Source organism: Methanoregula sp. UBA64, from assembly GCF_002502735.1.
Classification (GTDB): Archaea; Halobacteriota; Methanomicrobia; order Methanomicrobiales; family Methanospirillaceae; genus Methanoregula.
The window spans coordinates 608,958-621,354 of sequence record NZ_DAQC01000001.1 but is presented as its reverse complement, the minus strand read 5'-3'; the positions used below and the strand labels follow the sequence as shown (position 1 = coordinate 621,354).

Below are 12,397 nucleotides of genomic sequence, written 5' to 3'. Positions count from 1 at the left end.
TCTTTATCCGGAGGTAAGATTATGATACAGAAAAGACGGATTGCGATTACTACGGGAATTGGTATACTCACCGGCCTGTACTGTGCCGGGAGCCTTCTCGTGACCGCTCCTCCGGGGATCACACCGGAACCCTGGTTCCTGGTTATGATCCTCTACGGTCGTACCCTCCAGGGATTTGTGATCGGGTTTGCCGAAGGGATTCCCCTTAACCCGTGGATACGGGGTACGGGACTGGGGGCGGTTTTCAGCCTCCTGCTCTGTATTGTTCCTTTGTTTGCACACAATTATTTTGGTGCGGCGATGCTCTTCATCTTCGGTATCATCTATGGAGCACTTGCCGATGGGATTGCAAGCCGGGTGATGCAGACAAAGGCCGGGATTTCAGCGTGAATGCGTATAAAAAAAATCTCAAAACATACGACGATACCCCAGAGAGATCGCGAGATCTTATCGGAGGCGGTTTTACCGGAGATCGATGAAGAGCCTGCCCGCGAATGCACTGCTGTGATGAGCCGGGTTTTTACGGCCTGGACGGATTGCGAATCGGATTGAGGAGTGCAGACCGGGTATCGGAACGCTGAACCGTCCCGGATATTCCGGTTACCCTCCGCCTACCCGATAATCCCCCGTTTTCGTAATTCAAAATAACATCTGGCACAGGCTTCCACATCGGCACCGGCGTTATGGCTGCCGGTGAATTCTTCCTGGAACAACTGGAGGTGCAGCTCGTTTAAGGTCGGCCACTTGTATCCCCGGCCGGATTTTGCCGGAAGTTTGCACCAGGAGATAATCTGCGGTGTTTTCATGGTGCAGAAGTTTTGTTTGTTCGCGAGATTTGTTTTAAGCCTGCACCGCGCAAATTCCGTGGTGACAATGGGCAGGTCGAAATCAAGGTTATGGGCAACGACCGTCTGGGCTTTCTCCACATCGGCATTGAACTGCGGGAGCACTTTGTAGAGCGACACGCCCTCGGCTTTCGCCCGGTCGGTCGTGATCCCGTGAATCCGGGCAGAGTCTATGGGGATGGTAAAGTCCGTGGGGTAAATGATGAAACTGTTCCGGCTTTCACAGTTCCCGTCGCCCGAGTACAGCGACCATGCGAGCTGGACGACCCGGGGCCATTTCTCTACGGGGTCGGTTGCGGAATATTTCGGGAGGCCGGTGGTTTCGGTGTCGAGGAAGAGGAACATTCCGGGTTAATTTTGGAGGGGATGGTATTTGGGGTTGGGGGTTTGGAATAGTTGTTGAACCTGATGTAATGCAACTGTGGATAAATTACTGAGAATAATAGAGGAAACCTATTTTACACAAGTTGATAAAAATAATGTAACTCAATATCAGGATCGAGATAATTTGGACGCAAAAGGAATCGTTGCGTCATACAAAAACGGGATCCCTCAGTTAATTCAAACGTTTTCATTATGACTGTGCGAGGAAGGATTTTGAGTAAACAATCGATCGATCTGTTATCCAGGCAGATTCGGACAGATATTCTAGAGATTGCATATGAAACCGAATCGATACATGTCGGAAGCTGTCTTTCCTGTGTCGATCTCCTGATTGCATTGTATTATCAGGTTCTCTCCGTCAGACCAGAAGAGCCAAATTGGCCATTACGTGACAGATTCATCTTAAGTAAAGGACATGCAGCCCTTGCTTTGTATGCCGTTCTTGCCCATCGGGGCTATTATCCCATCGAACTAGTACATACATTCAATCAAAATAAAAGCCGATTTACTGCACATCCGGTTTGGAAAAATATTCCCGGTATCGATGCCACGTCAGGATCACTGGGGCATGGTCTTGGAATTGGTTGTGGAATGGCTCTTGCTGCAAAGATATCCGGACAAAAATACCGTACTTTTGTCCTTGTGGGAGATGGTGAATGTGAGGAAGGTTCGATATGGGAGGCGGCCCTTTTTGCGCCGGCACACCATTTGAATAATCTTGTTGTAATTATCGATAGTAATAAATGGCAAGCATCTGGCCGGAGCGATGAGATCCTTAACTTGTCTTCACTCAAACAGAAGTTATCGGAATTCGGGTGGGACGCATATGAAATTGATGGACATGATATCAATGGCATGACGGATCTTTTTTATTTAGTGTTCTCATCACAAGAGCGACCGATTGCGATTATTGCTAACACGATCAAGGGAAAGGGAGTATCTTTCATGGAAAACGATAATCAATGGCACAATCGTGTTCCATCTAAAGAAGATGTGTGGAATGCTCGACGAGAATTGGTGGATCTATGAGAACCGCGGTTTCAGATGAAATAACTGAGCTTGCCGGTTCAGATCCCCGTATTGTTGTTCTTGTTGGGGATACTAGTCACAATGTTTTTGATCGATTCAAAGAGATATACCCTTCCCGATTTTTTAATTGTGGGATAGCAGAATCAAATATGATCAGTGTTGCTGCCGGACTTGCCATGAATGGATTCCGCCCGTTTATCTATTCCTTTTCTACGTTTGATATAGGGCGGCCATTCGAACAATTAAGAATTGATTTGGCATTTCAAAATCTGCCCGTAGTAATAATAGGGCTTGGCGGGGGACTTGCCTATTCACATTTTGGACCTACCCATTCAATTTGTGAAGATATCGCAATTACTCGAGTTCTTCCTAATATGACGGTTATCTGTCCTTGTGATCAGGTCGAGACACGAGCTGCTATCCGAGCATCTCTTCAAAATGAAGGGCCGACATATATCCGCATTGGAAGAGAGAAGGAACCAATAATTCATACTAAAGTTCCGGAGTTTATTATCGGAAGCGGGATCCCCCTGGAAGAAGGAACCGATATCTGTATTCTGGGAACAGGAACGATTCTTCATAATATTATCGAAGCAGCACATATTCTTCGCAAATCGGATCTCAAATGTCAGGTTATCAGTCTTCACACAATTAAACCATTGGATACCCGACTCCTTGAAAACATTTTCTCGATGTTCCCCCTTGTTATTACTGTGGAGGAGCACAGTCTGATCGGGGGATTGGGATCGGCAGTTGCTGAATGGCTTGTTGATCAACATCGACCTTTGAAAGCTCAACTTGTCAGAATTGGAATTCCGGATGAATTTTTATATCATTCAGCCAATCAAAAAACGGCTCGTGAGATATATGAATTATCCTCAAAAGGGATTGCAGACACGATACAAATGCTATCCCAAAGATGAAATTTTAACAGGAAAAATAAATTTAATGGTAAAGTAGATCATTTTTTTTAATTGAAAAACCTTGCTTTTCTTGTTAAATCAAACAACCGGTGTTTTTATACAAAGACTGGAAATATTTTAGACATGTGTCCGAGACCAGAAGATGCATGGACTTGGAGAGATTCCATTGACAGGCTTCAACATATCGATGGGGTTATAAGCGAAATTGTTCGCGATGGTATTACCATTCTTCTCGGCTTTTTAGCGGCAGCAACGGTCGCCATTGTAACTTTTTCGACAAATAATTTCGATCATCAATACAATATTGTCGTATCTTCAATAATATTGCTGATATGCTTTTCGGGCATGATAATCGCACACGATATTGTAAAAAACTTGTCCCGTCAAGAAAATCAGCGTCAATGGATCTTTCGCGAAATTAAAAAATACACGGAAGACACTGGAATTTCCATTCCATTAACTCCCGGTGATGACGATTCGTGGATTGACGAAGACCGAAAAGAAATCTGTCTCTATGGGAGGGGATCAACAGGGTATTGCGTTAGATGGATTTATTTGTTTAAATATATGTATTATATATTTTTTGCGGCAAGTATTTTGTCGAATTTGGCAATTGGATATTATTTTACATACATTATTTCAAGGTGGATCGGAACTAGTTCTTGTCCATTTTTATTCTTATTTGATTGGATAGCAATATTGATTTTAATTTTTATCAATATCTTCATTTATTGCGTTATAATCACAGATCATGATAATCAGTATCATTGTTATTTTGATGATCAAAAAAAGACAGGAGAAAAATGTGGAAAATTAGATATAATCGGCTGTTCTTTTTGTCATAAATTTCCCCTCCGTCGAATATGGTACTGTAATACGGAATATCCAATTTCCAATCTTTGGAGCTTTAAAAATCCAAATCCTCCTCAAAAAAAAAGGGATGCGAAGAATCCTATGAACAAGCCTCAATCATTAACCGCATTGGATTATCTGAAACTCTTCATCATCGGTCTTGCGATTTTGGGAACAATCTTGGCGCTTATTTCAATGATGTACTGCCACTCCGTCCATTGTTACCCCCACTTAAGATGAGGGTAATCTTGAATCCCCAGATTACTGATGAAGTAACGAAGGTCAAGAATAGTGCATATATGGTAGTATGTCTAAAAGATTTTTCCTAGTTAAGGGATTGTCAAATTCTATATCCCGCATTTTGTGCATCGGTATAAAAATCCTTCACTGTCTCAATTGACACTAGATCGAGATCTTTTCCTACTTGCGGGACTTTCTTTAATATATCATTTGGAATGGTAATGATATGGCAACCGCACAACTCGGCTTGGGAAATATTGAGTATTTCGCGAGTGCTTGCCCAGAGAAGCTCAACTTTCGGATTTGATTTAAGAATCTTTGCGGACTCTCTCATGATAGGCATCGGATCCCTACCAGTATCCGCGATGCGACCAGCAAATACTGAAACGATGCTAGATGTATCTTTGGAAATCGCCACCGCAATCGTCTTTACCTGATCGAGAGTCAAAATGGCGGTTACATTTAGTTTCAGGCCCTCATGGGATAATTTCATTATTAGTGGAACGGTGCTTTCCCCTTTTGTGTTCGTTACGGGAATTTTAATGTAAATATTTTTTCCCCAGTTAGCAATTTTTCTAGCCTCGCATTCCATGCCGAACAAATCATCAGAAAAAACCTCAAATGATATCGGAAGATCCGGAATCGCGTTAATCGCGGCTTTCGCAAATTCTGCATAATTTTTAACCCCGGCTTTTTTCATTAGGGTAGGGTTTGTGGTAAAACCACTTACAATCCCGTTCTCATATTCTTCAATCATGTCTTGGAGATTTGCCCCGTCTGCGTAGAGTTTAATTTTAAACTGGGATAATCCGCTCATAATATTAATCCAACTTCCCCTTTTGTATCGAGAATGTGATATTATTAATTTTATCTTTTAGAGTTCCATTAATTGGAAACTGAAATCGGAGATTGAGGCAGCAATTGGAAGGCAGTAAGATCGACCCGAGGGGACTTCGAACAGTTGTGATAAAAAAAGGTTGTTGCTCCATTGAACTGTTTTAATCTCCCTATCCGATAATCCCCCGTTTTCGTAACTCAAAATAACATCTGGCACAGGCTTCCACATCGGCGCCGGCATTATGGCTGCCGGTGAATTCTTCCTCGAACAACCGGAGGTGCAGCTCGTTTAAGGTGGGCCACTTGTATCCCCGGCCGGATTTTGCCGGAAGTTTGCACCAGGAGATAATCTGCGGTGTTTTCATGGTGCAGAAGTTTTGTTTGTTCGCGAGATTTGTTTTAAGCCTGCACCGCACAAATTCCGTGGTGACAATGGGCAGGTCGAAATCAAGGTTATGGGCAACGACCGTCTGGGCTTTCTCCACATCGGCATTGAACTGCGGGAGCACTTTATAGAGCGACACGCCCTCGGCTTTCGCCCGGTCGGTCGTGATCCCGTGAATCCGGGCAGAGTCCATGGGGATGGTAAAGTCCGTGGGGTAAATGATGAAACTGTTCCGGCTTTCACAGTTCCCGTCGCCCGAGTACAGCGACCATGCGAGCTGGACGACCCGGGGCCATTTCTCTACGGGATCGGTTGCGGAATATTTCGGGAGGCCGGTGGTTTCGGTGTCGAGGAAGAGGAACATTCCGGGTTAATTTTGGAGGGGATGGTATTTGGGGTTGGGGGTTTGGAGGATTATACGATATTTCTTACAACTGTTTTTTTGTGAATACCGTTATCTGCACACTTTTTCTTATCAGAGTCCGGAAATTTTTTTCCGGCCAGATCCCGGTAAGAACGTTCGTAAAACCCGATCCTTTTCTTTGGTTTCTTCACTTTCCCGGCGCACGCCCTGAATTATATGAGGACAATTCGTTCACCGGGGATACGAAGGATCTGATCTCATGGTATCCAGCCCCGCAGTCACGGACCCGCTCTATCATGCTCTCCGGGATATTATTCACCATGCCCGGACACAGGCGTACCGGTCCGTAAACCGCGCGATGGTCGAAGCATACTGGAACATCGGGAGGTTAATCGTAGAAGAAGAACAGGCCGGAAAAAGCCGGGCCGGGTATGGGACACATCTTCTTGAAGATCTTGCGCTTCGTCTGACTGGTGAATTCGGTCGTGGTTTTTCTGTGGTAAATCTCAAGAACTTCCGCCAGTTCTATCTTGTTTTTCCCAAAGGGTATCGTGAAGGAGACGTACCGGAAGATGAGATTGGCTACACAGTGTGTAGCGGATTAAGCTGGTCGCATTACCGGCTCCTGATGAGGGTGGAGAGTCCCGAGGCCCGTCGTCATTATATGCGCGATGCAATCGGACAGAACTGGAGTGTGCGGACTCTTGAGCGGCAGATTGATTCACTTTCTTATGAACGGTTGTTGAAAAGCCAGGACCGGGCGATCAAAAAACCTGCAGTTTTAAAAAATAGGAGTGCGGGGTCCCAATCCCCGGATGAATTCATCCGGGACCCGTATGTCCTGGAGTTCCTGCATATTCCTTCTTCTGCTTCGTACCTTGAGCATGAGCTTGAGCAGGCCCTTATCGATAAACTCCGGGACTTTCTCATGGAACTGGGGAAAGGGTTCTCGTTTGTCGGGCGACAGTACCGGATCAGTACGGAAACCTCGGAATTTTATATCGACCTCGTGTTCTATCATTATATCCTGAAATGTTTTGTCCTCATCGATTTAAAGACCGGGAAGCTGACTCACCAGGACATCGGGCAGATGGATATGTATGTGCGTCTTTTTGAAGACCGGGTTACAACAGAAGGAGACAATCCGACCATCGGCATCATCCTGTGCACGGAAAAAGACGAGACCGTTGTCCGGTATTCAGTTCTCAATGACAACCGCCAGCTCTTTGCATCCCGGTATACACTTTATCTCCCGAGCGAGCAGGAACTTGTTGCAGAGATTGAGCGGGAGAGGGAGATCATGCGGAGGCTGGATCGCGATCGGGCCGGTTAAGAAGCGGGTTTGCGAGAGGTTATTGTTGTGAGGCCGGGATAAGGAGCGGACGTATCGGTTATCCGACACACCAATGGTGTGAGGGGAATGGAAAAGTCCGTCCCCGGGTAAATGATGAAACTGTTCCGGCTTTCACAGTCCCCGTCGCCCGAGTACAGCGACCATGCGAGCTGGACGACCCGGGGCCATTTCTCTACAGGGTCGGTTGCGGAATATTTCGGGAGGCCGGTGGTCTCGGTGTCGAGGAACATTCCGGGTTAATTTTGGAGGTGATGGTATTTGGGGTTGGGGGGTTGCTGGGCACTCCTCACGATCTGAACCGGATAAGTTTAACGTTTCATATATTGTAAAAGAGAAATGAGGAGAATTGATGGGGATATTCGACTTTCTCAAGAAAAAAGATCCTGTGCATGATGAGAAAATTCCACTAGTTCCCAATGAGAGTATACACCTTGCACCAAGTTCGTCTCAATCTCTGGTTCCTTTTCTTGGAAATTTGCTAATCCCTGAAAATATTCGTCAATTACTCTGGTTTGGCGACGGCAAATTTCAAAATTACAATCCAGAGGATGACCAAAAAGTGCTCTTTGAAAATGAATTGTTCAAGATAACTTTTTCTTTCCAAACGGAGCCAAGTCTGATTTATACAAATATGCCGGTTGATTTCAAATCAAACTGTGATACTGTCGAAAAACTTGGATATTACCCCTCATATGCGCAATTAAATCCCCAGCAAAGATTTGTTTATTTGAAGTGGCTCTGCGATATCACGAAACCGGTGGATATCGGATATGTTTTTATCTTTTATTATGGATTGGAGCGACAGTTGGTATTAGGAAAATATTCAGAAGCAATAAATACAATTTTAACTCTTCGTCAATACCATAAGCACCCGTCATTCCATGCATATTCTGCAAATGCACTCGTAATGTCTGCAATAATACATAAGGATAAAGAGACTCTCGTTAAAGTTCTGGATCTTATTGACGATACCAGTTATTGCAGTAGTGTAGTCCTTCTTGGTAAATACCTGATGAAGTTAGACTTAACCGCCGATGAAATCATTTCAATTAGTTCGGCGGTTGGTTTTACTAATAAAAAATATATCAAAGATTACCCTGATCTTTTCAAGAAATCTCTTGAATCGAACTTGATAAAGGAATTTGGAAAAAATTCATACCCGATCTATCAATTGAAAATGCAATATCCTTCGCAACATATCATGTCATTTGCAAATATTTCTTTTGATCAGGAGATTCGTTCACCGTTATTACCTGATATGATGCATAGTCCTGAATTTTCCTCATCAATTAATTCCCTCCTGACAACAACGCATAATGAGGTCAAGCAATCCTTGGTAGAAATGCGAAAATCGGGATCGGCTCCTCAACCAAAATCCGCTGAAATTGATAACTCCGGTCCAAGACCCGAATGTCCCTATTGCCACAATTTGTTGGATAAAATGCCTCAGTCGAAGAAAAAATGTCCCACATGTAAAAAAGAGATTATCGTTCGAACAGATCCCATTGAAAAAAAGAAGATCCTTTTGAGAGACGATCAACTCGAAGAATTTGAAAAGAAATTACAAGAAATCCGACACCATAATGCTATCCAACGAATTCTCAAGAATTTAAACGTGGATTCCACTCAATTCAACCAGACCAAAGAAAATTTTAAACTGAAAACCGGGAGGGAACTTACGGATAACGAGGTAGTGCTGAAAATTATTGATACTGTTGGTTATCACCATTTTAAAAATCTCGACATGGGATTATTCAGAAATACTATCCACTCCAAAGGAGATCTTTTCAAATCGTCCGGGGATTTACGAAATGCTCTGATTATGTACCTTGAAGTGTGTTACATTGACCTAAATGGCCCGAATAATTGTGGGAGTTGCAAAGATGAGCCGGAACTATTAAAAGAGTATCCGCCATTTGATCCGAATAATTCTGTTGACTCATTTCTCGCTCCCGGTATTTTGGATTACATTGAGCAATTATCTGATGAATTGAATCTCACAAAAGACCAACTTAAAGAGATATTTTTCAGTCATAATTTGAAAGTGGAAAAATCTAAAAAATTACCTTTGCCCGTTCAGGACGCTTGGGTCAGATTTGAAACAAACCTATTTGACCAATAATATTTGTGGCAAGGTATTGGTGTTAAAACAGTTTGATTGGCAAGACACAGCAAAGTTTTTTTTTTATTTTCAAAGATTTGATGCAGTATTATTACTCATGAGTGAAACCATTTCTTTGAAATGCGTTTCATCATCTTTTTTAATCAAATCTAATATATCTTGCATCACTTGAGGGGTTTCTTCAAGATATGATAAATCTCCTTCATTATCCATATGAATATGATCGCTATGTGAATTTGAATCGGCGTATCTTAATATCCGAGTTTTTTGTTCGTCACTAATTTTTGATTTGGTAAATTGATTGCCGAGATTGCCAATTTGTGAAGGATATCTAAAAGCGAAAAATGATTCTAATAGTCTTCTTGAGATGTTTGGAAGGAGATAAAACTCTTTCAAATTATGGGTGCTGGAATGTGCTTGGGCATAGACTAGACTGAAAAGATAATGATATTCAGAGGTGTATTTCTTAAGGAGATTATCGAGGGGTTCTAATTTTGCTTTTCTACTGCTATCGACATAATAATTTTTTATCATATACATACTTGATTTTTCGGATCTTGATTTGTTAGTAATTAGCCAATTTTTTACCTCTTTAAAGAACGAATAATTGTGAGTGAATACAAATAATTGTTGAGCATTTTCCGTACGATTTTTTAAGAAACTAAATGCGTTATACAGGGAGTTTGAATCTAAACTTGAAATTGGATCATCAACAACTATCACACTATGACTAAAGTCAAAGTCTTTATCATGAAGAGTTTTTAAGAAATATACAAATGAAATCGCAGTTTTTTCACCCTCGCTTAATGCTTCAGCGAGCGTACCATTACGTAAGATACAGTAGCCTTCACCGTTAAGATCAAATTTTAAATCTTCATGGCCAAGGTAGCTCTTTAACTCTGCATTAATTTCCTCAGCAGGAGTTCGATGTTCCACAATTTTCTTTTCGAGGCTAATAATTTGTTGACTAATATCTCCATATTTTAATTCCAAGTCACTATTTTCCCGGGTAATTTTATCAAGAGCCGATTCAAATCCCGCATACTTTACTAAATTAATGGCCACGAAATGATCTTCAAATTTCACTCGGGCAATACGTATAGCATTTGTAAAATTTTGGGTTTTTGTATTGTGCCCAGAAATCAATAAATTAATGTCGTTAGCTAATTCATTTAATTTTAATTGCGGAATCTCATATCTACTTATAATTTTCACATAGGGATTCTTGCGTTTGTTATTAAGATCTACAATGAGTAGATCGACAAACGAAGAATATTTTGAAATCTCTAAAAGAAGTAATTGTTTTTGTTTTTCATAATCCCGTGAGATCTCATCATAAAAATCGGATTTGCTCGGCAACGCCAGGTTTATCTTTTGTTTTATTGATTCCAATTCCAAAATTTGACTATCTATCTGCCGAATGGCTAATTCATATTCCTTATTAAAATGATCTTCCAGATGTGTTAAAAAATCAGGGGGCAATTTTTGATTACAAAATGGACACAAATCCAAATTTTTTTCTTTTAGGATCGATCGTCCTTGATTTACCCAATTGTTCAGATTACTATCCAGATTAAGCCGCTCTATAACTTTTGCTGTTACAGTAGTCGTTAAAGTTTTTTGAACTTTTGCTTCAAGTTCCTGTATTTCGGGAAAATCAAATAGAATGGGTACTATCTCTTCTTTCGGTTTCGAAGAGAGTGTGGATCGTAACTCCTCAATTTCCACTGGAGATAATTTTTTTTCGGCACACCCGGATTTTTGTAAAATATTGCATCGATTCTTAAAATCATTCTTGTTATATGTGTTATATTTATGTTCCCCAGACGAACGAAGAAATGTTTTAATCTCTTTTGCTCTTTCAGAGCTAAATTGTTCGAATACCTTCTCTTGTTTTTCAGCATTCGTTCTGGTTTTCTCTATATTATCAGATATTGCAGCAAGTTGTTTTTTTAAATCGTCAATATTCTTCTTAACTGCGATATCTTCTTGACCCAAATAAAAAATCGGAGTAATCTCCCCGGATTCTGTGAAAATATTTTCCTTAATAAAATCCTGGTTAAATACTTTTATGCTCAATGTGGATTTTGCTATATTTTCATCGGTTATGGGACCATTTTCTGTAATGATTGCAAAATCTTCACAATCTGGATATGTTTCTCTTAATTCAATTTGGCGGAAAAATTTTGATAATGTTGTTTTTCCCGATCCATTCCATCCATATATTAAATTGTACTTTTTGAAATCATCTAAATCGCTTCCCCATCTAAAATCTTGAAAAATGCGATAATTCGTTATGTGTTTTATCCTTGTGATCATACGAGTCCCCAATTATTGATCCGATTAATAGGGCTATACTGTTCAATGGCTTAATTCTTTTTAAGCAACGAACCGTCATCGAGCTCCACGAGCCAGCCGTATCGGGCTTGTCCGGGATAACGGTCGGCAGGGGTCCCCGGGCCTGGGCCGGATCCGGGACCATGCGATCACCCGTAAAAGAGTACTGAAAATCCGGGCCCGAAAATGCCCCGGATCACCCCGTTTTCTCCCCAAAACAAGTCAGTTTCGCAAAAAACCATGTCAGTTTCCGGCCCGGTCATGCCAAAACCAGCAGGTTTTACGTCGGTGAAACGATCCGGCCCGGCCAAGCGTATTTAGGCTTGTTTGTGCAGAGTGAAACTAAGGGGATCGGGCTCCTGCACATGCCAAAAAAATGAGGGCCTGTTTTGGCAGTCACGGATCCGGGGGGAGGTAGGGAGAGATACGATCTCCAAAACCCGATTCTCCGACGGAGAAGTGGGAGGGGAGATAGCTTGGCCGGGCCAAAACACGCACTAATCCCTGCAAAACACGCACGAATTCGCGCTCCAAAGGGCATTTTCACGTCGGAGAAAAAGCGCGGCTAATAGCAGCGTTCATTTGCCCGATCTTTTCCCGAACTGGCCATTGCACGCGGAAAATGAAAAGAAGGGCTGTTTTGGGGGTCAGGCCCGGAGGGGGTTATCCCTGTCAACCCGGAGGTTAATCCCATCGAATTCGATGGGTTTAGAGACAAGAACCAA

Annotated in this window: 11 protein-coding genes; 7 read left to right on the top strand and 4 right to left on the bottom strand. The window is 42.1% G+C overall.

The window, feature by feature from the left end; genetic code table 11:
• Positions 1-21: 21 nt before the first annotated feature.
• Positions 22-390 (top strand): hypothetical protein, encoded by a 369-nt coding sequence (locus BP758_RS02985; RefSeq protein WP_292368559.1) that lies wholly within the window; start codon positions 22-24, stop codon positions 388-390.
• A 221-nt stretch (positions 391-611) separates the two neighbouring features.
• Here BP758_RS02985 and BP758_RS02980 read toward each other — a convergent pair whose 3' ends face one another.
• Complete coding sequence (locus BP758_RS02980; RefSeq protein ID WP_292368557.1) at positions 612-1,190, bottom strand: 3'-5' exonuclease; 579 nt, start codon at positions 1,188-1,190, stop codon at positions 612-614.
• Positions 1,191-1,442: 252 nt separating this feature from the next.
• Here BP758_RS02980 and BP758_RS02975 point away from each other — a divergent pair, with 252 nt between their 5' ends.
• The 3 genes from BP758_RS02975 to BP758_RS02965 are packed head-to-tail and all read left to right on the top strand — an operon-like array spanning position 1,443 to position 4,273.
• Positions 1,443-2,258 (top strand): transketolase, encoded by an 816-nt coding sequence (locus BP758_RS02975; protein ID WP_292368555.1) that lies wholly within the window; start codon positions 1,443-1,445, stop codon positions 2,256-2,258.
• Positions 2,255-3,181, top strand: a complete 927-nt coding sequence (locus BP758_RS02970) for a transketolase family protein (protein WP_292368553.1) — start codon at positions 2,255-2,257, stop codon at positions 3,179-3,181. The genes BP758_RS02975 and BP758_RS02970 overlap by 4 nt, the downstream gene beginning before the upstream one ends.
• 51 nt (positions 3,182-3,232) lie before the next feature.
• Complete coding sequence (locus BP758_RS02965; RefSeq protein WP_292368551.1) at positions 3,233-4,273, top strand: hypothetical protein; 1,041 nt, start codon at positions 3,233-3,235, stop codon at positions 4,271-4,273.
• 100 nt (positions 4,274-4,373) lie between these two features.
• Here BP758_RS02965 and BP758_RS02960 read toward each other — a convergent pair whose 3' ends face one another.
• Complete coding sequence (locus BP758_RS02960; RefSeq protein WP_292368549.1) at positions 4,374-5,090, bottom strand: transaldolase; 717 nt, start codon at positions 5,088-5,090, stop codon at positions 4,374-4,376.
• 190 nt (positions 5,091-5,280) lie between these two features.
• Positions 5,281-5,859 (bottom strand): 3'-5' exonuclease, encoded by a 579-nt coding sequence (locus BP758_RS02955; RefSeq protein ID WP_292368547.1) that lies wholly within the window; start codon positions 5,857-5,859, stop codon positions 5,281-5,283.
• 259 nt (positions 5,860-6,118) lie between these two features.
• Between BP758_RS02955 and BP758_RS02950 the strand changes: the two genes are divergently transcribed.
• The 3 genes from BP758_RS02950 to BP758_RS02940 all read left to right on the top strand — a co-directional run bounded on the left by BP758_RS02950 (position 6,119) and on the right by BP758_RS02940 (position 9,335).
• Positions 6,119-7,192, top strand: a complete 1,074-nt coding sequence (locus BP758_RS02950; RefSeq protein WP_292368544.1) for a PDDEXK nuclease domain-containing protein — start codon at positions 6,119-6,121, stop codon at positions 7,190-7,192.
• Between the two features lie 111 nt (positions 7,193-7,303).
• Positions 7,304-7,453 (top strand): hypothetical protein, encoded by a 150-nt coding sequence (locus tag BP758_RS02945; protein WP_292368542.1) that lies wholly within the window; start codon positions 7,304-7,306, stop codon positions 7,451-7,453.
• Between the two features lie 109 nt (positions 7,454-7,562).
• Positions 7,563-9,335 (top strand): TerB N-terminal domain-containing protein, encoded by a 1,773-nt coding sequence (locus tag BP758_RS02940; protein ID WP_292368540.1) that lies wholly within the window; start codon positions 7,563-7,565, stop codon positions 9,333-9,335.
• A gap of 69 nt (positions 9,336-9,404) precedes the next feature.
• On the opposite strand, the gene BP758_RS02935 is transcribed toward BP758_RS02940, so the two are convergent.
• Positions 9,405-11,654, bottom strand: coding sequence for an AAA family ATPase (locus tag BP758_RS02935; RefSeq protein WP_292368539.1), 2,250 nt, complete (start codon positions 11,652-11,654; stop codon positions 9,405-9,407).
• Between the last annotated feature and the right edge of the window lie 743 nt (positions 11,655-12,397).

Bases quoted from the DNA above. Each gene is read 5' to 3' on its own strand.
- BP758_RS02950 (WP_292368544.1), top strand. From the start codon at position 6,119: ATGGTATCCAGCCCCGCAGTCACGGACCCGCTCTATCATGCTCTCCGG.
- BP758_RS02980 (WP_292368557.1), bottom strand. From the start codon at position 1,190: ATGTTCCTCTTCCTCGACACCGAAACCACCGGCCTCCCGAAATATTCC.
- BP758_RS02935 (WP_292368539.1), bottom strand. From the start codon at position 11,654: ATGATCACAAGGATAAAACACATAACGAATTATCGCATTTTTCAAGAT.
- BP758_RS02985 (WP_292368559.1), top strand. From the start codon at position 22: ATGATACAGAAAAGACGGATTGCGATTACTACGGGAATTGGTATACTC.
- BP758_RS02955 (WP_292368547.1), bottom strand. From the start codon at position 5,859: ATGTTCCTCTTCCTCGACACCGAAACCACCGGCCTCCCGAAATATTCC.
- BP758_RS02960 (WP_292368549.1), bottom strand. From the start codon at position 5,090: ATGAGCGGATTATCCCAGTTTAAAATTAAACTCTACGCAGACGGGGCA.
- BP758_RS02940 (WP_292368540.1), top strand. From the start codon at position 7,563: ATGGGGATATTCGACTTTCTCAAGAAAAAAGATCCTGTGCATGATGAG.
- BP758_RS02945 (WP_292368542.1), top strand. From the start codon at position 7,304: ATGATGAAACTGTTCCGGCTTTCACAGTCCCCGTCGCCCGAGTACAGC.
- BP758_RS02970 (WP_292368553.1), top strand. From the start codon at position 2,255: ATGAGAACCGCGGTTTCAGATGAAATAACTGAGCTTGCCGGTTCAGAT.